Annotated in this window: 22 protein-coding genes; 14 read left to right on the top strand and 8 right to left on the bottom strand. The window is 70.4% G+C overall.

The annotated features are described in order from the left end of the window. The first annotated feature begins 3 nt into the window (after window positions 1-3). Genes ACSFBC_RS00240 through trmB form a run of 3 tightly spaced genes read left to right on the top strand, consistent with a single transcriptional unit; the run spans window position 4 to window position 2,771 of the window. The gene (locus ACSFBC_RS00240) at window positions 4-1,074 is read left to right on the top strand and encodes an NAD(P)/FAD-dependent oxidoreductase (RefSeq protein ID WP_435508311.1); all 1,071 of its coding nucleotides are present in this window, start codon (window positions 4-6) and stop codon (window positions 1,072-1,074) included. Window positions 1,075-1,098: 24 nt separating this feature from the next. Next, entirely contained in the window at window positions 1,099-1,995 is an 897-nt protein-coding gene (gene gluQRS, locus ACSFBC_RS00235) for a tRNA glutamyl-Q(34) synthetase GluQRS (RefSeq protein ID WP_435508310.1), read from the top strand. After that, window positions 1,992-2,771: a tRNA (guanosine(46)-N7)-methyltransferase TrmB gene (trmB, locus tag ACSFBC_RS00230; protein WP_435508309.1), complete on the top strand. Its 780-nt coding sequence runs from the start codon at window positions 1,992-1,994 to the stop codon at window positions 2,769-2,771. The genes gluQRS and trmB overlap by 4 nt, the downstream gene beginning before the upstream one ends. A gap of 13 nt (window positions 2,772-2,784) precedes the next feature. Here the strand turns inward: trmB and ACSFBC_RS00225 are convergent, their stop codons facing one another. The 3 genes from ACSFBC_RS00225 to ACSFBC_RS00215 are packed head-to-tail and all read right to left on the bottom strand — an operon-like array spanning window position 2,785 to window position 5,226. Continuing rightward, window positions 2,785-3,264 (bottom strand): energy transducer TonB, encoded by a 480-nt coding sequence (locus ACSFBC_RS00225; protein ID WP_435508308.1) that lies wholly within the window; start codon window positions 3,262-3,264, stop codon window positions 2,785-2,787. A gap of 31 nt (window positions 3,265-3,295) precedes the next feature. Next, window positions 3,296-4,486 (bottom strand): sensor histidine kinase, encoded by a 1,191-nt coding sequence (locus ACSFBC_RS00220; RefSeq protein ID WP_435508307.1) that lies wholly within the window; start codon window positions 4,484-4,486, stop codon window positions 3,296-3,298. Beyond that, a complete protein-coding gene (locus ACSFBC_RS00215; RefSeq protein ID WP_435508306.1) occupies window positions 4,471-5,226 on the bottom strand; it encodes a response regulator in 756 nt (251 codons plus the stop codon). Before ACSFBC_RS00215 ends, ACSFBC_RS00220 begins: the two co-directional genes overlap by 16 nt. Window positions 5,227-5,413: 187 nt before the next feature. Here ACSFBC_RS00215 and ACSFBC_RS00210 point away from each other — a divergent pair, with 187 nt between their 5' ends. The 9 genes from ACSFBC_RS00210 to ACSFBC_RS00170 all read left to right on the top strand — a co-directional run bounded on the left by ACSFBC_RS00210 (window position 5,414) and on the right by ACSFBC_RS00170 (window position 13,396). Continuing rightward, window positions 5,414-6,862 carry an efflux transporter outer membrane subunit gene (locus tag ACSFBC_RS00210; RefSeq protein ID WP_435508305.1) on the top strand — a complete coding sequence of 483 codons (1,449 nt, stop codon included), beginning with the start codon at window positions 5,414-5,416 and terminating at the stop codon, window positions 6,860-6,862. Beyond that, the gene (locus ACSFBC_RS00205) at window positions 6,859-7,992 is read left to right on the top strand and encodes an ABC transporter permease (RefSeq protein WP_435508304.1); all 1,134 of its coding nucleotides are present in this window, start codon (window positions 6,859-6,861) and stop codon (window positions 7,990-7,992) included. Before ACSFBC_RS00210 ends, ACSFBC_RS00205 begins: the two co-directional genes overlap by 4 nt. Beyond that, window positions 7,989-8,741, top strand: a complete 753-nt coding sequence (locus tag ACSFBC_RS00200) for an ABC transporter ATP-binding protein (RefSeq protein ID WP_435508303.1) — start codon at window positions 7,989-7,991, stop codon at window positions 8,739-8,741. Before ACSFBC_RS00205 ends, ACSFBC_RS00200 begins: the two co-directional genes overlap by 4 nt. Then, window positions 8,738-9,667 (top strand): HlyD family secretion protein, encoded by a 930-nt coding sequence (locus ACSFBC_RS00195; RefSeq protein WP_435508302.1) that lies wholly within the window; start codon window positions 8,738-8,740, stop codon window positions 9,665-9,667. Before ACSFBC_RS00200 ends, ACSFBC_RS00195 begins: the two co-directional genes overlap by 4 nt. Beyond that, window positions 9,660-10,382, top strand: a complete 723-nt coding sequence (locus tag ACSFBC_RS00190) for an MtnX-like HAD-IB family phosphatase (protein ID WP_435508301.1) — start codon at window positions 9,660-9,662, stop codon at window positions 10,380-10,382. Before ACSFBC_RS00195 ends, ACSFBC_RS00190 begins: the two co-directional genes overlap by 8 nt. A 67-nt stretch (window positions 10,383-10,449) precedes the next feature. Then, complete coding sequence (locus ACSFBC_RS00185; protein ID WP_435508300.1) at window positions 10,450-11,349, top strand: alpha/beta hydrolase; 900 nt, start codon at window positions 10,450-10,452, stop codon at window positions 11,347-11,349. Beyond that, window positions 11,346-11,720, top strand: coding sequence for an EamA family transporter (locus ACSFBC_RS00180; RefSeq protein WP_435508299.1), 375 nt, complete (start codon window positions 11,346-11,348; stop codon window positions 11,718-11,720). The genes ACSFBC_RS00185 and ACSFBC_RS00180 overlap by 4 nt, the downstream gene beginning before the upstream one ends. Window position 11,721: 1 nt before the next feature. Then, on the top strand, window positions 11,722-12,171 hold the full coding sequence (locus ACSFBC_RS00175; RefSeq protein ID WP_435508298.1) for an EamA family transporter: 450 nt from the start codon (window positions 11,722-11,724) through the stop codon (window positions 12,169-12,171). Then, on the top strand, window positions 12,164-13,396 hold the full coding sequence (locus tag ACSFBC_RS00170; protein WP_435508297.1) for a DegT/DnrJ/EryC1/StrS family aminotransferase: 1,233 nt from the start codon (window positions 12,164-12,166) through the stop codon (window positions 13,394-13,396). The genes ACSFBC_RS00175 and ACSFBC_RS00170 overlap by 8 nt, the downstream gene beginning before the upstream one ends. On the opposite strand, the gene ACSFBC_RS00165 is transcribed toward ACSFBC_RS00170, so the two are convergent. The 5 genes from ACSFBC_RS00165 to ACSFBC_RS00145 all read right to left on the bottom strand — a co-directional run bounded on the left by ACSFBC_RS00165 (window position 13,386) and on the right by ACSFBC_RS00145 (window position 18,923). Next, window positions 13,386-14,639, bottom strand: coding sequence for a class I SAM-dependent methyltransferase (locus ACSFBC_RS00165; RefSeq protein WP_435508296.1), 1,254 nt, complete (start codon window positions 14,637-14,639; stop codon window positions 13,386-13,388). The two genes, ACSFBC_RS00170 and ACSFBC_RS00165, sit on opposite strands and share 11 nt — an antisense overlap. Window positions 14,640-14,669: 30 nt before the next feature. Then, window positions 14,670-15,590: a hypothetical protein gene (locus ACSFBC_RS00160; protein WP_435508295.1), complete on the bottom strand. Its 921-nt coding sequence runs from the start codon at window positions 15,588-15,590 to the stop codon at window positions 14,670-14,672. After that, window positions 15,587-16,645 (bottom strand): GNAT family N-acetyltransferase, encoded by a 1,059-nt coding sequence (locus ACSFBC_RS00155; RefSeq protein WP_435508294.1) that lies wholly within the window; start codon window positions 16,643-16,645, stop codon window positions 15,587-15,589. Before ACSFBC_RS00155 ends, ACSFBC_RS00160 begins: the two co-directional genes overlap by 4 nt. 16 nt (window positions 16,646-16,661) lie before the next feature. Next, window positions 16,662-18,029 (bottom strand): aspartate aminotransferase family protein, encoded by a 1,368-nt coding sequence (locus tag ACSFBC_RS00150; RefSeq protein WP_435508293.1) that lies wholly within the window; start codon window positions 18,027-18,029, stop codon window positions 16,662-16,664. Between the two features lie 186 nt (window positions 18,030-18,215). Beyond that, on the bottom strand, window positions 18,216-18,923 hold the full coding sequence (locus ACSFBC_RS00145; RefSeq protein WP_435508292.1) for a Crp/Fnr family transcriptional regulator: 708 nt from the start codon (window positions 18,921-18,923) through the stop codon (window positions 18,216-18,218). Window positions 18,924-19,049: 126 nt separating this feature from the next. Between ACSFBC_RS00145 and ACSFBC_RS00140 the strand changes: the two genes are divergently transcribed. Both ACSFBC_RS00140 and ACSFBC_RS00135 read left to right on the top strand, forming a co-directional pair. Beyond that, window positions 19,050-19,658 (top strand): HD domain-containing protein, encoded by a 609-nt coding sequence (locus tag ACSFBC_RS00140; RefSeq protein ID WP_435508291.1) that lies wholly within the window; start codon window positions 19,050-19,052, stop codon window positions 19,656-19,658. 17 nt (window positions 19,659-19,675) lie between these two features. Then, the gene (locus tag ACSFBC_RS00135) at window positions 19,676-20,443 is read left to right on the top strand and encodes a class II aldolase/adducin family protein (RefSeq protein ID WP_435508290.1); all 768 of its coding nucleotides are present in this window, start codon (window positions 19,676-19,678) and stop codon (window positions 20,441-20,443) included. The last annotated feature ends 5 nt before the right edge of the window (window positions 20,444-20,448 follow it).

The following is a 20,448-nucleotide window of genomic DNA, read 5'->3' as shown; positions in this document are numbered from 1 at the left end:
GCCATGACCACCACCCTGCCCGCCGACCGTCACCGAAGCCCTGTCACCGGACCCCGTCACTTCGCCATCGTCGGCGCCGGCATGGCGGGCGTGGCCTGCGCCCGCACGCTGCTGCAGGCCGGCCACGAGGTCACCGTGTTCGAAGCCGAGGCGGGCGCCGGCGGCCGCATGGCCAGCGAGTCGACGGCCTTCGGCCGCTTCGACAGCGGCGCCCAGTACTTCACCGTGCGCGACGAGCGTTTCGCGCTGGCTCTGCAGACCGCGACCAAGATCTGCCGCCCCTGGAGCGCCAACCTCGTGCGCGTGCTCGATCCGCACGGCCGCGTGGCCGAGGCCGCCCTGCCCGCGCGCGACCCGCACTACGTGGCACAGCCCGGCATGGACGCGCTGGTGGCGCATTGGGCCGAGCCGCTGGGCAAGCGCCTGGTGACCGGCGCCCAGGTGCTGCAGATCGAGCCCGATGCGCTCGACCGCAGCCGCTGGCAGCTGCGCACCGAAGGCGATGCGGCGCCGGTGCACTCCGGCTTCGACGCCGTGCTGCTGGCCGTGCCACCCGCGCGTGCGCGGCTGCTGCTGGGCCGCAGCAAGATCGCGCCTGCGCTGGAGCGCAACATCGCCAAGGTCCAGGCCTCGCCCTGCTGGACATTGATGATCGCCTTCCCGCAGGCCAGCCAACCCACGCTGCCGCACCTGGGCCCGCAATGGAATGCGGCGCGCAGCACCCACCACCGCGTGGCCTGGCTGGCGCGCGAGTCGTCCAAGCCCGGCCGCGAGCCGGTCGAGCGCTGGACGCTGCAGGCCAGCCCGACCTGGTCGCAGGAACACCTGCGCGACGATGCACCGCGCGTCGAGGCCAAGCTGCTGCGCGCCTTCTCGGAGATCACCGGCATCTACGCCACGCCCAGCTATGCACGCGCCCGCTGCTGGCCCGAGGCCCAGACCCAGGCGCCGCTGGGCAAGCCGCACCTGTGGGACGCCAAGACCCGCATCGGCCTGGCGGGCGACTGGTGCATGGGGCACCGCGTCGAGGACGCGTTCCTCTCCGGCCTGTCGCTGGCGCTGGCCGTCGCCTAGCCGGGCCCACGCCGTACCGACCGCATGCGCGGCCGCTTCGCCCCCTCCCCGACCGGCCCGCTGCATGCGGGCTCGCTGGTCGCCGCGCTGGCCAGCTGGCTCGACGTGCGCGCCCGCGGCCCGCAGGCGCAATGGCTGGTGCGCATCGAGGACGCCGACACCGAACGCTGCCTGCCCGGCATGGGCACGCACATCCTGCAGCAACTGGCCGCCTGCGGCCTGCGGCCCGATGAAGCGCCGGTGTGGCAGACGCAGCGCACCGCGCACTACGCCGCGGCGCTGGAAACACTGCATGCGAAGGGCCTGGCCTATCCCTGCGGCTGCTCGCGCAAGGACATCGGCGAGGCGCTCGCGCAGCGCGGCCAGACGCCCGAGCGGCATGGCGAGCGCGTCTATCCCGGCACCTGCCGCCACGGCCTGCAGGGCAAGCCCGCGCGCGCTTGGCGCTTCGCCGCCTTCCAGGTCGAGGCCGACGTCCGCTGGACCGATCGCCGGCTGGGTCCGCAACAGCAGGACGTGGCAGCCGAGGTCGGCGACTTCGTGCTGCGCCGCGCCGACGGCCCCTGGGCCTACCAGCTCGCGGTGGTGGTCGACGACGCCGCGCAGGGCGTGACCGACGTGGTCCGCGGCGAGGACCTGGCCGACAACACCGCGCGCCAGATCCTGCTGCAACGCGCACTCGGCTTCCCGGCACCGACCTACCTGCACACGCCGCTGGTGCGCGGCGCCGACGGCGACAAGCTGTCGAAACAGAACGGCGCCACCGCGATCGACACCGGCACGCCGCAGGCCGCATTGGCCGCGCTCGACCGGGCCGCACGCGTGCTGGGCCTGCGCCCCACCACGGCGTTGAATTGCGCGGCCGCGTTGACCGGCTGGGTGCCCGAATGGCGCGCTCTCTACAATTCGCGGCCCTCATGAACTTCCCCGACACCGTGCCCCACGACCTCCCGCCCAGCGAAGACGCGCCCGCCACCGACGACGGCGAGCCCGGCGACAGCCCCCCCGACGCGTCCAAGCCGCACCCGCTGCACCGTCGCCTCAAGAGCTTCGTGAAGCGCGCGGGCCGCACCACCGACGGCCAGGCGCGCGCGTTCGCCGAGCTGGGCCCGCTGTTCCTGCTGCCGTACACGCCCGAGCCGCTGGACCTGATGGCAGCCTTCGGCGGCCGTGCCGGCCCGACCGTGCTCGAGATCGGCTTCGGCATGGGCGAAGCCACCGCGCACATCGCGACCGTGCTGCCCGAGACCAACTTCCTGTGCTGCGAAGTGCACGAACCCGGCGTGGGTGCGCTGCTCAAGCGCATCGGCGAGCAGTCGATCCCGAACATCCGCATCTGCGCGCACGACGCGGTCGACGTGATCGACCACATGCTGCGGCCCGGCACGCTGGCCGGCGTGCACATCTTCTTCCCCGATCCGTGGCACAAGAAGCGGCACAACAAGCGCCGGCTGATCCAGGCCGAGTTCGTGACCAAGCTCGCGCAGCACCTGCAGCCCGGTGGCTACCTGCATTGCGCCACCGACTGGCAGCCCTACGCCGAGCAGATGCTCGAGGTGCTGTCGCAGGAAACGCTGCTGCGCAACACGGCCGAGGCCTACGCCGAGAAGCCGCACTACCGCCCGCTGACCAAGTTCGAGAATCGCGGCCTCAAGCTGGGCCACGGCGTCTGGGACCTGGTGTTCACACGGGTCTGACCCGCGCCTGCCTTCAGTCCTCGAGACGGAAGCGGAACGGCATCTGCACCGGGTGGCGTACCGCCCGCCCGCGGGCATCGCGCGCCGGCTCATAGCGCCACTGGCGCACCGCCTCCACCACGGCCGCATCGAACAGCGGATGCGGCGTGCGCACGATGCGCACGGTCTCGGGCACGCCATCCGTGCCGATGAAGAAACGCGCGACCACCGTGCCATCGATACCGCGCTCGGCCAACGCAGGCGGATAGGCCGGGGCCGGTCCACGCAGCGGCACGGGCAACACGACGGCCACTTCGATCTGCGGCGGCGTGGGGACCGCGGCGGCCACTGGGCGCGCGGGTGGCACGACGGTGATCGCCGGCGGCACGGCGACCGCGCCGGCGGACGGCGCGGCCACATCGTCGCTCGGGGGTTTGCGAGGCATGGTGCAGCCGGCCAGCGTGAGCACGAAGGCCGCCAGGATCGGCGCTGAAGCAAGGGAACGCGGTGTCATCGCCCCATTGTCGGGGAGCTCGCGGCCGGCGTCAGGGGCCCGACGGGGCACCGCGCCGAGCGGCCGCCAGCAGCGGCAGGCGGATGGTGAAGCGGGTACCGCCGCGCGAGGAGCGGTCGACGGCGACGCTGCCGCCCTGGCGCACGACCAGCATGTGCACGATGGACAGGCCCAGGCCCGATCCGCCCGTGGCGCGCGACCGCGAGTTGTCCGAGCGCTGGAAGCGCTGGAACAGGTTCTGGCGCACGTCCTCGGGCAGCCCGCTGCCGGCGTCGCTGATGGTCAGCACCACCATGGCCGCGCCGACATCCGAGCGCAGGCGGATGCCCAGCCAGGCGCCGTCGCGCGCATAGCGCAACACGTTCTCGGTCAGATTGGAGATCACCTGCCGCATCCGGTCCGGGTCGGCATGGACCCAGGCATGCGCCTGCCCGATGTCCAGCTCCGGCACGATGCCGTGTTCGGCCAGGCGGCTGGCATAGCCGGCCACGGTGTCCTGCACCAGCACCGCCAGGTCCACCTTGGCGGTCTGCAGGGACAGGCCGCCGGCCTCCGCCATCGACAGCATGTGCAGGTCGTCCACCAGGCGCCCCAGGTGTTCGACCTGGTCGAGCAGCGTGCGAAACTCCGCACCGTCGGCTGGAATCACGCCGTCGCACACCGCATGCAGGCGCGCGCGCAGCACGGCCAGGGGGGTGCGCAACTCGTGCGAGACCGCCGCCGCCGTGGCCTTGCGTTCGCGCTCCAGTTGCTCCAGCGCATCCGTCATGTGGTTGAAGTCGTTCACCATGTCGGCCATCTCGCCCCGATCCCGGCCGGGCTCGGCACGCACCGAGAAGTCGCCCAGCGCCACGCGCTGCGCGGCCTCGGCCATCGAAGCCAGGGGCAGCGTCACGAAGCGCGAGACCCAGAAGCCCGCCACCAGGCCGAAGGGCAGGCACACCAGCAAGCCGATCAACAGCGACCACTTCTCGCCGAACAGCAGGTCGCCCCGCCAGTACTGGCCATAGATCTGCATGGCGCGCGGGCTGTCCTCCAGGGCCTGATCCTGCAGCACGTCGAGCTCCTGCCGCACGTTCTCCGGCAGGCTGCCGTAGAAGCCCCGGTACTGCACTTCCGAGAAAAGCATCACGCTCAAGCCCAGGATCGCAATGGTGACCAGCACCGTGGCGGCGATCCAGAGACCGAAGCGGATCCAGATGCGGTCTAGGGGCCGGGACATAGTCGGTAGCCGATGCTGCGGACCGTCTCGATGAGCCCTTCCTGGCCCGCGTCATGCAGCTTGCGTCGCAACTTGCTCAGATGCGAGTCGATCACCCGATCGAGCGCGTCGCTCTCGGGCAGGCAGGTCTCGATCAGGTGACCGCGCGAGAAGCAGCGGCGCGGCTGGGCCGCGAGGCAGGCCAGCAGGCGGAACTCGGTGAGCGTCAGCGGCAGCGGATGCAGCGTGCCGTCGTCGTCGACCGTCGAGGCGCCATGGGCCTCCAGGTCCACCACCAGGCGCCCGACGCGGATCGGCACCGTGCGCGCTTCGGCCGGACGGGCCCCGGTGCGCCGCAGCACCGCGCGCACCCGCGCCACGACTTCGGCCGGGCTGAAGGGCTTGACCACATAGTCGTCGGCCCCCATGCGCAGGCTCAGCAGCTTGTCGAGGTCGTCGGCGAGCGCGGTGATCATGATCACCGGGGTGTCGCTGTCGCTGCGGATGGCCTTGAGCACATCCACACCGTCCATGCCGGGCAGATGGATGTCCAGCAGCACGATGTCGGGCCGGTGCTGACCGAACAGACGCAGCGCCGAAGGGCCGTCGACCGCGCGCTGGGTGCGCATGCCGTCGCGCTGCAGGTAGGCCACCAGGATGTCGGCGATGCCCGACTCGTCCTCGACGACCAGCGCCAGCGGCCCGGGGTCGGAAGCCGTGCGGGGGGGAACGGGGAGCGCGGCGGGTCTGGGGTCGGTCACGGGGAAGCGGGGTCGCGGACGCGTTGGAGCACAAGGACCGCGATTATCCATTCCGCCGCAGCCCCATGCGCAAGGCCTTGCAACGACCATTCCCCGAGGTCGTCTCCACGCGTTCTCCACACAAACTGCAAAGCCACGCAAAGTGGCCGCGGTTCAATTCCGGGTGGTCTTCTCACGTCCTGCCGTTTTGCCCCGTCCCTTCCCTGCCGCCCCGCTTCTTGCCTGCCAGGCCCTGCTGCTTGGCGGCCTGGTCGGCTGCGCCGCCGTGGATGTGCCGCCGCTGCCCGACGGTGTGCCGGGCGCCTGGCGCCAAGCCCCGCAAGCCACAGACAAGGCGCTCGCGCCCGATCTGCACAGTTGGTGGAAGGCGCTGGGCGACCCGCAGCTCGACGCGCTGGTCGACCGGGCTCTGGCACAGAACCTCGGCGTCGCACAGGCCCGCGCCCGGTTGCGCGAAGCGCGGCTGCTGGCCGGGCAGGCCCAGGCGCAGTTCAAGCCGGCGCTGTCGGCAAGCTCGCGCTCCGTGCAGGACATCTCCGCCACCGACACCTATTTCCAGGCCAGCCTCGACGCCGTCTGGGAACTGGGCCTGTTCGGCGGCCGCGAATCCGCCGAGAAGGCAGGTCAGGCCGGCATCGACACCGCCACGGCGAACAGCATGGACGCGCGAGTCACCACGGTGGCCGAAGTCGTGCGCCGCTACACCGAGCTGCAAGCCGCGCGCACCCAGCAAGCGCTGCTGGACCAGGTGGTCGCGCTGGACCGGCGCACGCTGGAGCTGATCGACCTGCGCGGCCGCCAGCGCATCGGTGCGCCCGACGACCAGCACCAGGCCACGGCCCGGCTGGCCCAGGCGCGTGCCCAGCAGAGCCAGCCCCGGCAGGCCGCCAACCGCGCCGCGCAAAGCCTGGCCGTGCTGCTCGGACAGGCCGAGCCCGACAGCGCCTGGACCACCCGGCCCGCCGCCGCGCCTCGGCCGCCCCTGCAGGCCTTCGCGCTGCAACAGGTACCGGCCGACCTGCTGCGCTACCGCCCCGACGTCCGCCGCGCCGAAGCGGAGGTTGTCAAGACCGCGGCCGCCCTGGGCAGCGCCACCGCCGCGCTGTACCCGCGCGTCACGCTGGGCGCCTCCTTCCTGTATGCGTACAACCTCACGCAGCACCGCCCGCGCAGCACCGTCAACGACGTGCCGGCGCTCGGTCCCTCCATCGACATCCCGCTGTTCGACTGGGGCCGCCGGCGCGCCGCCGCCGACGCGCAGAAGGCCGCGCTGGAGGCGTCGCTGCTGAACTACCGCCAGACCGTGCTCGAAGGCGTGGCAGAGACCGAATCAGCCCTGGGCGCCTTGCAACAGGCCCGCGAGAACAGCGACCGGCTGCGCGAGGCGCAGCAGGCGCTGGCGCGCAGCGTGCAGGCCCAGGCCACGCGGGTCCGGTTGCGCCTGGGCAGCGAGCTGGAGCACATCGCCACCGAGCGTGCGGCGCTGCAGGTCGCGCTCGAACAGTCCAGCGCCGAGAGCAGCCGGACCCTGGCCTTCATCGCGCTGTACAAGTCGCTGGGCGGCGCGCCGCTGCCGACCGACGAAGAGACCACGCCCCTGGTCAGCGCTCCGCCGGCGCAGGCGCGCACCCCATGATCGCGCTGGCCCGCAAGACCATGGTCTACGAATGGCGGCGCTTCGCGCCCGCCGTGTTCGCCGTCGGCTTCTCCGGCGTGCTGCTGGCCGTGCAGGCCGCGCTGGTGCTGGGCATCTTCGGCAGCGCCTCGGTCTACGTGACCGCCTCCTCGGCCGACCTGTGGGCAGGCTATCCCGGAACGCAGAGCGTCAATTTCGGGCGCGACATCGGACCCGACATGGAGATGTACCTGCGCATGGACCCGGACGTGGTCGACGTCGAGCCCTACCTCTGGGTCGAAGGCGACTGGCACGGCAGCACGCGCACCGGCGGCGTGCCGGTCTTCGTCTCGGGCATCCGTACCCACGACGACGCCATGATGTTCTCGCATCTGCTGCCGCTCGCGCGGCGCGCCCAGCTGCGCGAGCCGAATGCGGTGATCGTCGACCGCTCCGATCTCGAACAGCTGGGCACCACGGTGGGCGGCCATGCCTGGATCAACGGCCACCGCGTGCAGGTCGTGGCCACGCTGTCGGGGCTGCGCGCGCTGGGCGGCGTCAACGTGCTGGCGTCCCAGGACACGGCACGCCGCCTGCAAGCCGCCGAGTCGGCCGCGGGCACGCCGTATTTCGTGGCCCGACTGCGCAATCCGGCGCTGGCCGTCGCCGCACAGGCGCGTCTGGCAGCCGCCCCGCCCGCCTTCGGCCCGCTGACCGTCTGGACCTCCGAGACCTTCGCCAAGCGCTCGCGGCTCTACTGGATCTTCGACACCGGCGCCGGCATCGCCGTGCTGTTCATGGCCGCCATCGTCTGCCTGGTCGGCGCGGTGCTGACCAGCCAGGCACTGATGGCCGTGGTGGCCTCCTCGGCGCGCGAGTACGCGATGCTCAACGCCCTGGGCGCCAGCCTGCGCGCCCTCAGCAAGGTGGTGCTGGAGCAGGCCTGCTGGATCGGCGGCATCGGTCTGCTGATGGGCACCGCGGCCAGCGCGCTGCTGCTTTGGATCGCCTCGCGCTACGACGTGCCGGTCAGCATGAACTGGACGGTCGCCATCGGGTGCGCGGTGCTGGTGATGGGCCTGGCCGTGCTCTCCGGACTGTTCGCCGTGCGCGGCCTGCAACGCGCCGAACCGGCCATGCTGCTGCGATGAAAAGCCCCGCGCGCCCCCACGCGAGCCCCAGCCTGGAAGCACGCCAGGTGAGCAAGTCCTTTCTGTCGGGCATGGTGCGCGTGCACGTGCTGCAGGCCCTGTCGATCGACATCTATGGCGGCGAACTGACGCTCATCTCCGGTCCTTCGGGTTGCGGCAAGAGCACCCTGCTGTCGCTGCTCAGCGGCCTGCAGTCGCCCGACACCGGCCAGGCCTGGGCGCTGGGCGAAGACCTCGGCACGATGACCCAGCGCCAGCTCGAGCATTTCCGCCTGCAGCACACCGGCTTCGTGTTCCAGGGCTTCAACCTGTTCGCCGCGCTCACCGCCCACGAGCAGGTGCAGCTGCCGCTGGGCTACCTGGGCCTGGACAAGCGCCGCTCGGCCGCGCTGGCCCTGCAGGCGCTCGACGAGGTCGGCATGGCGCACCGGGCCGGCGCCTATCCCGCACAGATGTCGGGCGGCGAGAAACAGCGCGTCGCCATCGCGCGCGCGCTGGCCAAGGAGCCGCAGCTGCTGTTCGCCGACGAACCCACCAGCGCGCTCGACGCCGAGAACGGCCAGAAGATCATCGACATCCTGCACCGCATCGCCCGCAACCACGGCACCACCGTGCTGTGCGTGAGCCATGACCCGCGCCTGGTGCGGCACGCCGACCGCGTGCTGACCATGGAAGACGGCCTGATCCGCAACGACTGGCAGTCCGCCGGCGCCCCTCTTTCCGCCGTGCCCACGGCAGCCTCCGCATGAAGTCCTCCCTACACCGATACGCCTTGCCTGCCTCGATGCTGGCGCTGGCCCTGGCCATGGCCGGCTGCTCGGACCACGGCAGCACCAGCATCACCGCAGCCGCGCCGGCACCCGCAGCGGGCCCACGCGACGTGGCCATGGCGCGCGGCAAGGTCGACGTCCAGGGCGGCCTGCTCGACGTGCTGCCGCAGCAGGACGGCGTGGTCGAGAGCGTGGCCGTGCGCGAAGGCGACGAAGTGCGGCGCGGCCAGACGCTGCTGAAGCTGGTGTCCGACCAGGCCCGCCTGGACGTGGGCATGGCCGAAGCCGAGCTGAAGCTGGTCCGGGCGCGCCAGCGTGCCCAGTCGGCGCGCCTGCCCGCGGCGCGCCAGCTGGCGCTGCGCACCGGCGAGGCCGCCAAGGCCGGCGCGCTCGATCCGCAGCGCGCCGACGAGGCGCTGCAGGCGCGCAGCGACATCGAATCAGCGATCGCCGTGCTCGAGGCCGAGGCCGCGGTGGCCCGGCAGAAGCTGGTGCAGGCCGAACGCGCCGTCCAGCGCCAGACGCTGACCGCACCGGTCGACGCCCGCGTGCTCCGGCTCCATGTGCAGACCGGCTCGCGCGTGGCCTCGCAGGCCACGCGGCCGGTGCTGGTGCTGCTGCCCCACCGCCCGCTGACCGTGCGCGCCGAGCTCAACGAAGCCTATGTCGCCAACGTCAAGCCCGGCATGCACGCCAGCGTGCGCATCGACGGCGACACGCAGGGGGCGTCGCAGACCGTCTACGCCGCGCGCGTGGTGCGCATCAGCCAGGCCTACGGCGCGAGCCGGCTCGACGACGACGCGGCCGCGCGCAACGTGCGGGTGGTGGAGTGTTTTCTGGAATTCGACCCGCCGGTGCCTGTGCTGCGCCTGGGTCAGAACGTGAGGGTGAGTTTTCATGAATAAGGTCATCAGGATTCGGCCATCGGCCACGCTGCAACGCACCGTCCCGCCGCCGGGCTGGACGGTGCAATGCGACTTCGACGGCACCATCGCCGTCGACGACGTCACCGACACGCTGCTGCAGCGCTTCGGCCGCCCCGGCTGGGAGGCGCTGGAAGCCGCGTGGGAGGCCGGCGAGATCGGGTCGCGCGAATGCATGAAGGGCCAGGTCGCGTTGCTCGACATGAGCGCCGCCGAACTCGACGCCCACCTCGACGCGCTGCCCATCGACCCGCATTTCACCGCCTTCGTCGAAGCCGCCCAGCGCCGCGGCATGCCGGTGCAGGTGGTCAGCGACGGCATCGACTACGCGATCGGCCGCATCCTCGGCCGCCACGGCCTGGGCAACCTGACGGTGATGGCCAACCATCTGGTGCAGACCGGCGAACGCAGCTGGCAACTGCAGTCGCCCCATGCCAGCGCGGCCTGCGTGCGTGCCAGCGGCAACTGCAAGTGCGAGCGCCTCGCCGAGCAGCGCCCGGTGCACGGCAAGGTGCTGTTCGTGGGCGACGGCAGCTCCGATTTCTGCGTCTCCGGCAAGGCCGACTTCGTGCTGGCCAAGGCCCGGCTCATCACCTACTGCCAGGAGCAGCACATCGCCCACGCGGCCTACGAGCACTTCGGCGAGGCCCTGGCCCTGATGGAAGACATCACGGCCCCCATCCGAATGACGGCATAGCGGCATGCGCACTGCGCCGGGTCGGCCACGAGCCCGTCCGCACGCCGTGCAGCACGAAGGTATTTCCATGAACCCGGACATCTGCATCACCCCTCACGAATTCTTCCTCCCCGGCCACGGCGCCCATGCGTCCACCGGGGTCCTGCTGGTGCATGGCCTGACCGGCACGCCCAACGAGATGCGGCTGCTGGGCAAAGGCCTGCAACGCGCCGGTTTCACGGTCTACGGCGTGCAGCTGGCCGGCCACTGCGGCACGCAGGAGGACCTGGTGCGCACCCGCTGGCAGGATTGGGCGGCCAGCGTGCACGCCGGCGCCGACCGCCTGCACACGCAGGTCGATCGCCTGGTGGTGATGGGCCTGTCGATGGGTGCGGTGCTGGCGCTGGAGCTGGCCGAGGAGCGGCCGGAGCGGGTCGACGGCGTGGGCGCCTTGTCCACCATGTTCTGGCACGACGGTTGGAGCATCCCCTTCTACACGCGGCTGTCCTTCCTGCTGCGGCCCTTCCGCGCACTGGGCATCGGTCGCCACAAGCTGTTCATGGAACAGCCGCCCTACGGCATCAAGGACGAGGCGCTGCGCAGGCGCGTGGTCGAGCAGATGCAGTCCGGCGACAGCGCCGCCGCGGGCCTGCCCGGCAACCCGTGGTACTCGATCATCGAGATGCGCGCCCTGTCGGACCAGGTGCGCCGACAGCTGGGCCGCGTGCGCGCACCCTGCCTCGTGGTGCATGCCACCCACGACGACATCTCGAGCCTGGCCAACGCACGCCTGATCGAGCGCAAGGTCCAAGGTCCGGTCGAGATGGTGCTGCTGCACGACAGCTACCACATGATCACCATCGACCGCGAGCGTCGCACCGTGACGGCGCGTGCCGTGGACTTCGCGGCACGCATCGCCGCGCCACGCAGTGCGACCGCGCCGCAGTCGCATGCCCACCGGGCGACCAACGGCTCGCTCGCCACATGAGCAGCGAACTGACGCCGCTGGTGCTCACGCTCTGGGTGCTGAACGTGCTGGTCGACAGCGGCGGCCAACTGGCCTTCAAGGCCGCTGCCGGCGACCCGCGCGCGGGCGACGGCCTGGCACGCTGGGCCTTCATGGCGCGCCGCCCCTGGCTGTGGGTGGGCGTGGGCTGCTACGTCGCCGAGTTCGTGCTGTGGCTGGCCTTCCTGTCGCTGGTGCCGCTGTCCGAAGGCGTGCTGCTCGGCTCGATCAACATCGTCGCGATCATGATCGCCGGGCGCTATCTGTTTGCCGAGAAGCTCTCTCGCATGCGCGTCGCAGGCATCCTGCTGATCTCGATCGGCGTCACCATCGTCGGCTGGCACGGAAGCTGAAATGGCCGACAAACGACGTTTCTATGTGATCGGCTTCCTGATGCTGATGGCCTTCGACACGCTGGCGCAGATCAGCTTCAAGGTCGCCGGCACGCAGGCCCTGCCGCTCGAGTTCAGCACCTCCTGGCTGGCGCGGGTGTTCGGCCAGCCCTGGATCTACGGCGCCTTCATCGGCTATATCGGGGCCTTCTTCGCCTGGATGACGCTGCTCAAGCACGCGCCCATCGGGCCGGCCTTCGCCGCGTCGCATCTGGAGATCGTGTCGGTGTTGCTGCTGTCCTGGCTGCTGTTCGACGAGCGCGTCGGGTGGCCGCAGATCACGGGCGGCCTGTTCATCATCGCGGGCATCGTCTGCCTGGCCTTCAGCGAAGAGCAGGACGCCGTGCCCGAGACCCTGCATGCGACGCCCCCGGACATCCTGGCCGGCGCCGCGCGCGGCCCACATGGCTGAACGCCTGGCCGTCGTGCCGCCCACGGCGGGCCTGCCGCTGCGCGCGCGCGATCTCGCCTGGCCCGGCACCGACGCCGACCTGGGAACGGCGCTCGCACGTTTCCTCGGTGTGCCGCAGGTACAGATCGAATGTTCGGGCACGGCCTGCATGGTGGTGGCGCTCACCGCGCTGCGGCGGCTGGCCCCCACGCGCACCGAGGTCGTCGTGCCGGCCTACACCTGCCCACTGGTGGCGCTGGCGGTCGCGCATTGCGGGCTGCAGCTGCGGGTCTGCGACCTGAAGCCCGGCTCGCTCGACCTCGACCCGGTGCACCTGCGCCAGCTCTGCGGCCCGTACACGCTGGCGGTGGTGCCCACGCACCTGGGCGGCCGCCTCACCGATGTGGCCGCGGCCCAGGCCTGCGCGCGCGAGGTCGGCGCCTGGACGCTCGAGGATGCGGCGCAGGCGCTGGGCGCGCGCGTCGGCCGGCAAAGCGTGGGCGCCCACAGCGACGTGGTCTTCTTCAGCCTGGCCGTGGGCAAGGGACTGACGCTGTTCGAGGGCGGCGCACTGGTGGTGCACGACCCGGCCCTGCGCCGGGCCTGCGAACAGGCCAGCGCCGAGACCGTGCCGCGACACCGGGGCTGGGAGCTGCGGCGTTCGATCGAACTGCTGGGCTATGCGCTGTGCTACCGCCCCGCCGGCCTGGGCCTGGTCTATGGCCGCCCCCTGCGCCAGGCGCTGAAGCGCGAGGACTGGGTGGCCGCCGCGGGCGACGACTTCGATCCGGAGATTCCGTTGCACCGCGTGGGCCGCTGGCGCCAGGCGGTCGGGGTGCGCGCGCTGGAACGCCTGCCCGACTTTCTGGCCCAGGGCACGGCACGTGCGCTGCAACGCCGCGAACAGCTGAGGCGCGTCACCGCACTTTCGGTGCTGGGCGACAGCCCCTCGATGCCCGACGCGGCCGGCACCTGGCCGGTGCTGATGGTGTCGATGCCCAGTGCTGCACAGCGCGACGCGGCCCTCCGCGCGCTCTGGGGCGCGGGCTGCGGCCTGAGCCTGCCCTTCGTCCACGCGCTGCCCGACTATCCGCGCTATGCGGGCGTCGTGCCAACCGCCAGCGCCGGCGCGCTGCCCCATGCACGTGACCTGGCGAGCCGCCTGCTGGCCATCAGCAACAGCCCCTGGCTCGACGATGCGCGCTTCGAACGCGTGTGCGCGGCGCTGGCGACGTTCAGCCGCTGAGCGCAGCCTCGCGTTCGCGCAACCCCGCCTTGCGCGCCTCGATGTAGTTGCGGGTCAGGGGCACGGCCTCCTGCCTGCGCGCCAGCTGGATCTGGAAGATCGCGATGTCCTGGTAGCGGAAGGCCGCTTCGGACATCGACAGGTAGAACTCCCACATGCGGCAGAAACGCTCGTCGTAGAGCGCCAGCGCCTCGTCGCGCCGGGCCATGAAGCGCTCGCGCCACAACCGCAGCGTGCGCGCATAGTGCAGCCGCAGCACCTCGATGTCGGTCACCACCAGGCCTGCGCGCTCGATGGCCGGCGTGACCTCCGACAGCGAGGGCAGGCTGCCGCCGGGAAAGATGTACTTCTCGATCCACGGGTTGTTGAAGTCCGGCACGTCGGAGTTGCCGATGAAGTGCAGCAGCATCACGCCGTCCTCGGTCAGCAGGTCGCGGCATTGCCGGAAGAAGGCGTCGTGGTTGCCGCGGCCCACGTGCTCGAACATGCCCACCGACACGATGCGCTCGAACGGCCCTCGGGTGGCGCGGTAGTCCTCGAGCCGGTAGTCGAGCGACGCGCTGACGGGCGACGCGGCGCCCAGCCGTTGTGCGGCCTCGAGCTGTTCGGTCGACAGTGTGACGCCGCTCACATGGCCCGCGCCGGCCACCTCCGCGAGGTAGCGCGACAGGCCGCCCCAGCCGCAGCCGATGTCGAGCACGCGATGACCGGGTTCGACCAGCAGCTTGGCCGCGATGTGACGCTTCTTGGCCAGTTGCGCGGCCTCGAGGCTCTCGCTGCCGGTCTCGAAGTAGGCGCAGGAATACTGCCGGTCGCTGTCGAGGAACAGCCGGTAGAGCCGGTCGTCGAGATCGTAGTGATGGGCCACGTTGGCGCGCGACTGGTTCGGTCGGTTGCGCTGCAGCAGCGGACGCAGCGCCATGCGCCAGCGATCGAGCAGCCGCACGAACGGGCCGGGTCGCACGTCCTTGGCGTCGCGCAGGAACAGCGCCAGCACATCGTAGACCGTGCCCTCCTCCACCTGCAGCCGCTCCTGCATGAACAGCTCGCCGAACTGCAGGTCAGGGTCGCGCAGCAAGGCCCAGACGGCACGCCGGTCGGTGAAACGGATGCCGGCGCGGGGCTGGCCCTGGTCGCCGAAGACCAGCGTCTGGCCGTCCGGCAGCCGCACGTTCAGGCGGCCTCGGCGCACCAGCGGGCCGAAGGCCCGGCGCAGCAAGGCTGCGGTCAATCGATCGAACATGAATGCCTCCCGAAGACTGGGAAGGAAGATCTAATCGACGCTGCCCTGCGCCTGCATCTGTGTCCGCATCGGTGTCATGTACCCGAGCAGTCGCTGGTTGAACGCATGCTGCCCGGCCTGCCAGTCCGTGAGCTGCGCCGGATCGATGGCCGTGTCCTGCCCGTCCTGCGCGCTGAGCCAGCGCTTCCAGGCCGTGCGATAGCGGTAGGCGGAGACTTCCCCGGTGACGTCGCTGCCCACGATCTGGCCGCGCAGGGCCTCGAGGATGCGCAAGGCCTGCGGTTCCCGCAGCCGGCCCTGGTCCCAGTTGGTGCGCACGACGTCGGGTGCGAACACGTCCTTGTCGATCGAGAGGTAGGTCGGTGCGGGCTGGTCGCGCAGCTGCAGCGCCAGCGCATCGCTCAGGGCTTCGGTGTCGGCAAAGGTGCGGAAGGCCGCGCCCAGGCCCAGCCAGCGCGACCAACCGGTGTCCACGCCCACGCTCCAGTACTGCAGCTTGCCGGCGCGCAGCGGTGCCAGCTGGTTCTCCCAGGCGTGGCGCCAGCCGATGTCGCCCGAGGTGATGCCCACCACCAGCACCTGGCTGACCTCGGGCAGCAGCGCCACGCGCCGCACCCACGAGCCGCAATGCACGCCGAAGGGGAAGCGCATGTTGTCGGGATGGTTGTCGAACACCACCACGCGCAGGCTCGCGCGGTCGCGACCGCGCGCGCTGCGCGCCACCAGCGGCCAGCTCAGGTGGTGGAAGTCGCCGCTGCCCATGAACACCGTGCCGTGCCGATCGACCGCGGGCAACCGGGCGTCCAGCACCTTCGCCAGGTCGCGCATCACGCCCAGGCCGCAGCCGAAACGCAGTGCCTCCTGCCGGTCCCGCAGGGGAATGCGCAGCTCGCCGGCCAGCGGGCCGATCGAGTCGTCGAGGTCGAGCACCACCGGCAGCAGTGCATTCATGGCGTGCCCTCGTGCCACTGGCGGTCGCTCTCGAAATGGCCAACGAAGCGCTTCGCGAGCCGGCGCAGCAGCGGGTTGCGCACGTACACCGCATGGCGCGTGAAGGTGAAGCGCGCGCCGAGCTGGGCCTTGACCTCGGGGTCGGTCCAGCCCGCGACGTAGTGCGTGAGACCGCGTTCGATCGCGTATTCGAGGTTGACCATCCAGCTCACGAAGTACAGGTTGCACGCGCGTGCCGCCGGGTAGGAGAAGCCGATGTACTTGTCGACCAGCTTGCCGCCGGCCTCGAAGCACAGGTTCCAGCCGACGAGGACGCCGGCTTGCCGGTATTCGAACACGATGCCGCCGGCGGACGCATCGCGCAGCACCCGCGCGAAGAAGGCGCGCGTAAGCCGGTCGAAATGCACGTCGCTCTGCGCGTAGACGGCTTCATAGAGCCGGTAGTACGCATCGATGGCGGTGTCGCTCCCGACGGCCTCGTCGCCGGTGGGCAGGCGGCGGATCTCCAGGCCCGCGCGGCTGCGCAGCTTGCGGCGCAGGTTCTGCCGGCGGCTGGACGACAGCCGGCCCAGGTAGGCATCGATGTCCGGAAAATCGATGGGCACATAGGCCAGCGCCTGCCCTTCGACCAGCACGCAGCCCGCCGCCATGCAGACCTGCACCAGCGCCTCGGCCTGCCGGTTGTCGGCCGCGTCGAGCAGCGGCGATGCGGCCGGGATGTCCTTGACGATCAGCAGCCTGAAGCGCGGCCCCCAGCGTTGCAGCAGCGCGGTCAGCCAGGCGGCCGGCGCCGCGTCGCGCGGCACCAGCGCGTACTCCGACACCGTGGTGCCGACGAAGACCGTGCGGATGCGCAGCCAGCGCGACCAGTGGCGAAACAGCGGCAAGGCCTTCGCGCGCTGCTTGAGTGTGTCGTCGGCGGTGGTCAGCAGATCGAAGGCGGCGGTGAACACCGGCGCCTGCGGAGCGCTCTCGATCACCGCGAAGCCCTCGGGCGGATGCGCGGCAAAGGCCGCGATCAGTGCGTCGGGTTCGAGTTGATGCGCGAACTGCACAAGCGCCGGAAGTCCGTCAGCTGCGCTTGGCGCGCGTCAGCAGCTGGTCGAGCAGCACCATGGCCTGGTCGATCTCCGGACGCGAGATTTCGAGCGAAGGCGCGAAGGTGATCACGTTCTTGTAGTAGCCGCCCACGTCCAGCACCAGGCCCATCTTGCGGCCTTCGAATTCCAGGTCGCCCGACAGGCCGATGTCGACCATCTTGTCGAGCAGCTCGCGGTTGGGTGTGAAGCCGTCCTCGGTGCAGATCTCGGCGCGCAGGGCCAGGCCCATGCCGTCGACGTCGCCGATTTCCTTGTGGCGCTTCTGCAGTTCCTTCAGGCCTTCGAGGAAGTAGGCGCCGCTGTCGCAGACCTGCTTGCCGTAGTCGATCTCGGCCGTCATGCGCAGCACTTCCAGGCCCAGCGCCGTGCCCAGCGGGTTGGCGGCGAAGGTCGAGTGCGTCGAGCCCGGCGGGAACACCTGCGGGTTGATCAGCTCTTCGCGGGCCCACAGGCCGCTGAGTGCGTTCAGGCCGTTGGTCAGCGCCTTGGCGAAGACCAGCACGTCGGGTTGCACGCCGAAGTTCTCGATCGCCCAGAGCTTGCCGGTGCGCCAGAAGCCCATCTGGATCTCGTCGACCACCAGCAGGATGCCGTGCGCGTCCAGCACCTTCTTCAGGCCCTTGTAGAAGTTCGGCGGCGGCACGACATAGCCGCCCGTGCCCTGGATCGGCTCGACGTAGAAGGCCGCGTACTCGCACTGCCGGGTTTTCGGGTCCCAGACGGCGTGGTATTCGTTCTCGAACTTGCGCGCGAACTCGCGCACGATCGAATCCGAGTACTCCTCGGCCGTCATGCCCTTGGGGCGACGGAACGGGTACGGGAAGGGAATGAATTGCGCACGGTCGCCGAAGTGGCCGAAGCGGCGGCGGTAGCGGTAGCTCGAGGTGATGCTCGAAGCGCCCAGCGTGCGGCCGTGGTAGCCGCCTTCGAAGGCGAACATCAGGCTCTTGCCGTTGCTGGCGTTGCGCACCACCTTGAGCGAGTCCTCGATGGCCTGCGCGCCGCCCACGTTGAAGTGCACGCGGCCGGCACGGCCCCACTTCTTCTCGGCGTCCTGGGCGATCCACTTGGCCAGTTCGATCTTGGTCGGGTGCAGGTACTGACTGGCCACCTGCGGCAGCGTCTCGAGCTGGCGCTTCATGACGTCTTCGAGGCGCTTGTTCTTGTAGCCGAAGTTCACGGCCGAGTACCACATCTGCAGATCGAGGTAGGGCGTTCCCTCGGCGTCGTACATGTAGCTGCCGTCGCAGCCGGAGAAGATCTTGGGCGGGTTCACGTAGTGAACCGTGTCGCCGAAGGAACAATATTTCGCCTCGTCAGCCAGCAGCTGTGCACTCATGGAAAAGGAACTCCAGAACTCTGAACATTCGGCGGCGGTGTCACGGCGCGAACCGTGGCGCCGAACGCCGTCAGGCCATTCCGGGCACGACGCGCCGGAGATGGATGAGCGGAGTCTGCGCGGGCAACCTTGAAGGACTGTTGCGCGTTTGTGTGCGGCTTGTGGAGAGCCGAATGGCGGGCGGGGCTAACCCGCCGCGGCCTGCAGCGCCTCGAAGGACTCGATCTCGATGCGCCCGTAGCCCACCGTGAGCACGCCCTGCCCGGCCAGCGCATGCAGTTCCTTCGACAGCGTCTGGCGCGTCACGCCCAGCATCATCGCGATCGCTTCCTGCGGCAGCGCGATCTGCCTGCGCATCTGCGACGACTGGGTCGCATCGCCCCGGGCCAGCGCGAGCAGCCGACGTGCCACGCGCGAGCGCAGGTCGCGCAGCGTCGCGTCTTCCATCAGGCTGTAGAGGCCGCGCACACGGTTGGCGAGCAGCAGCGCCATGGCCTGGGCGAAGGCCAGTTCACGCATCTGGCGCGCGAAGGCGGCGTGCGGCACCACCAGCACCTCGGCATCGGCCAGCGCCGTGGCGTCGTGCGATCGCAGCGAGCCGTCGATCAGCGAGATCTCGCCGAACCAGTTGCCGGGTTCGAGCATCGCGAGGATCGCCTCGCGCCCGTCCTGCCGCAGCGTCGACACCTTGATGAAGCCGCTGGCCAGCCCGTAGAACCCGCCCGAGAGGCCGTCGCCCTGCCGGTAGAGCATGGCGCCCCGTGCCAGGCGGTGCACCTCGGCCACGGACAGCAGGCCGTCGCGCTGCGCACGCGGCAAGGCGGCGAACCAGGGGTTGGCCTCCATCGCATCGCGATGGGCGGAGGTCACGTGGGTCGGTGCACGAAGGGACATGGCGGCGGAGCGGCGTCGGGCCGCCGGGGGTAAACGAGAGGGCCAATTGTTCGCTATTTGACAGTTGAATGGCATCCAGCTGCCTAAAGTGAGCCTCGGCCCCCACGGCCCCAAGGAGACATACGAATGAATCAACGAGCGACCTTCGTCCGCATGCAGGACAGCACGCGCGAGGACTGGCAGGCCATCGGCGGCGAATTCATGCAGTTCGCGGGCAGCCTGCCGCAGCGCGTCGTGCGGCATCTGCAGATCCTGCAGGGCGACTACGGCGGCTTTCCGGTCGACCGCTACACCCACTCGCTGCAGACCGCCACCCGCGCGCTGCGCGACGGCCGCGACGAGGAGTACGTGGCCTGCGCGCTGCTGCACGACATCGGCGACACGCTGGGCACCTTCAACCACCCGGACATCGCGGCCGCCATCCTCCAGCCCTTCGTGAGCGAGGCGAACCACTGGATGGTGCAGCACCACGGCATCTTCCAGGGCCACTACTTCTTCCACCACCTGGGCATGGACCGCGACCTGCGCGAGCGTTACCGGCAGAGCCCGCACTACGAACGCACGGCCGAGTTCTGCGAGCTCTACGACAACCCGGCCTTCGACCCGAAGGGCGAAACGCTGCCGATCGAGGAGTTCATGCCGATGCTGCAGCGCCTGATGGCGCAGCCCCGGCAGAGCCTCTACAAGTCGGTGCTGCAGAAGCCCGCCGATGCCACGGCAACCGCCACCGTCTGAACACCGAGGAAACCACCATGAACGCCACCACCCCTTCCGAAATCCAGCAGCTCGTGTCCGCCGAGGAATGGCAGTTGCGCGTCGACCTCGCCGCCTGCTATCGCCTGGTCGCGCTGTACGGCTGGAGCGACCTGGTCTTCACCCACGTCAGCGCGCGCGTGCCCGGCCCCGAGCACCATTTCCTGATCAACCCCTACGGCCTGATGTTCGACGAGATCACGGCCTCGAGCCTGGTCAAGGTCGACCAGCAATGCAACAAGGTGATCGAGTCGCCCCACCCGGTCAACCCGGCCGGCTTCGTGATCCACAGCGCCGTGCACGCGGTGCGCGAAGACGCGCAGTGCGTGCTGCACACCCACACCCGCGCCGGCATCGCGGTGAGTGCGCAGAAGAACGGCGTGCTGCCGATCAGTCAGCAGTCGACCTTCGTGCTGGCCTCGCTGGCCTACCACGGCTACGAGGGCGTGGCGATCCGCGACGACGAGAAGGCGCGGCTGCAGGCCAACCTCGGCGAAGCCAACTTCCTGATGCTGCGCAACCATGGCCTGCTGACCATCGGCAAGAGCGTGGCCGACGCCTTCCTCTCGATGTACACCTTCGAGAACACCTGCCAGATCCAGATCGCCGCGCAGTCCGGCGGCGGCGAGCTCACGCAGGTCGACCCGCGCATCGTCGAAGGCGTGGGCCATGCGATGAAGGTGCAGACCGGTGGGCTCGGCGGGGCCTTCGTCTGGCCCTCGCTGATCCGCAAGCTCGACCGCATCGACCCCGGCTTCCGGAACTGAGCGTC

This window comes from Variovorax frigidus (genome assembly GCF_051216515.1).
In the GTDB taxonomy this organism is placed as follows: domain Bacteria; phylum Pseudomonadota; class Gammaproteobacteria; order Burkholderiales; family Burkholderiaceae_C; genus Variovorax.
This window is presented reverse-complemented; position numbering and strand designations above follow the sequence as displayed.

Excerpts from the sequence above, each read along its gene's own strand:
- ACSFBC_RS00240 (WP_435508311.1), top strand. The coding sequence starts at position 4 with ATGACCACCACCCTGCCCGCCGACCGTCACCGAAGCCCTGTCACCGGA.
- gluQRS (WP_435508310.1), top strand. The coding sequence starts at position 1,099 with ATGCGCGGCCGCTTCGCCCCCTCCCCGACCGGCCCGCTGCATGCGGGC.
- trmB (WP_435508309.1), top strand. The coding sequence starts at position 1,992 with ATGAACTTCCCCGACACCGTGCCCCACGACCTCCCGCCCAGCGAAGAC.
- ACSFBC_RS00225 (WP_435508308.1), bottom strand. The coding sequence starts at position 3,264 with ATGACACCGCGTTCCCTTGCTTCAGCGCCGATCCTGGCGGCCTTCGTG.
- ACSFBC_RS00220 (WP_435508307.1), bottom strand. The coding sequence starts at position 4,486 with ATGTCCCGGCCCCTAGACCGCATCTGGATCCGCTTCGGTCTCTGGATC.
- ACSFBC_RS00205 (WP_435508304.1), top strand. The coding sequence starts at position 6,859 with ATGATCGCGCTGGCCCGCAAGACCATGGTCTACGAATGGCGGCGCTTC.
- ACSFBC_RS00200 (WP_435508303.1), top strand. The coding sequence starts at position 7,989 with ATGAAAAGCCCCGCGCGCCCCCACGCGAGCCCCAGCCTGGAAGCACGC.
- ACSFBC_RS00195 (WP_435508302.1), top strand. The coding sequence starts at position 8,738 with ATGAAGTCCTCCCTACACCGATACGCCTTGCCTGCCTCGATGCTGGCG.
- ACSFBC_RS00190 (WP_435508301.1), top strand. The coding sequence starts at position 9,660 with ATGAATAAGGTCATCAGGATTCGGCCATCGGCCACGCTGCAACGCACC.
- ACSFBC_RS00185 (WP_435508300.1), top strand. The coding sequence starts at position 10,450 with ATGAACCCGGACATCTGCATCACCCCTCACGAATTCTTCCTCCCCGGC.
- ACSFBC_RS00180 (WP_435508299.1), top strand. The coding sequence starts at position 11,346 with ATGAGCAGCGAACTGACGCCGCTGGTGCTCACGCTCTGGGTGCTGAAC.
- ACSFBC_RS00175 (WP_435508298.1), top strand. The coding sequence starts at position 11,722 with ATGGCCGACAAACGACGTTTCTATGTGATCGGCTTCCTGATGCTGATG.
- ACSFBC_RS00170 (WP_435508297.1), top strand. The coding sequence starts at position 12,164 with ATGGCTGAACGCCTGGCCGTCGTGCCGCCCACGGCGGGCCTGCCGCTG.
- ACSFBC_RS00165 (WP_435508296.1), bottom strand. The coding sequence starts at position 14,639 with ATGTTCGATCGATTGACCGCAGCCTTGCTGCGCCGGGCCTTCGGCCCG.
- ACSFBC_RS00160 (WP_435508295.1), bottom strand. The coding sequence starts at position 15,590 with ATGAATGCACTGCTGCCGGTGGTGCTCGACCTCGACGACTCGATCGGC.
- ACSFBC_RS00150 (WP_435508293.1), bottom strand. The coding sequence starts at position 18,029 with ATGAGTGCACAGCTGCTGGCTGACGAGGCGAAATATTGTTCCTTCGGC.
- ACSFBC_RS00145 (WP_435508292.1), bottom strand. The coding sequence starts at position 18,923 with ATGTCCCTTCGTGCACCGACCCACGTGACCTCCGCCCATCGCGATGCG.
- ACSFBC_RS00140 (WP_435508291.1), top strand. The coding sequence starts at position 19,050 with ATGAATCAACGAGCGACCTTCGTCCGCATGCAGGACAGCACGCGCGAG.
- ACSFBC_RS00135 (WP_435508290.1), top strand. The coding sequence starts at position 19,676 with ATGAACGCCACCACCCCTTCCGAAATCCAGCAGCTCGTGTCCGCCGAG.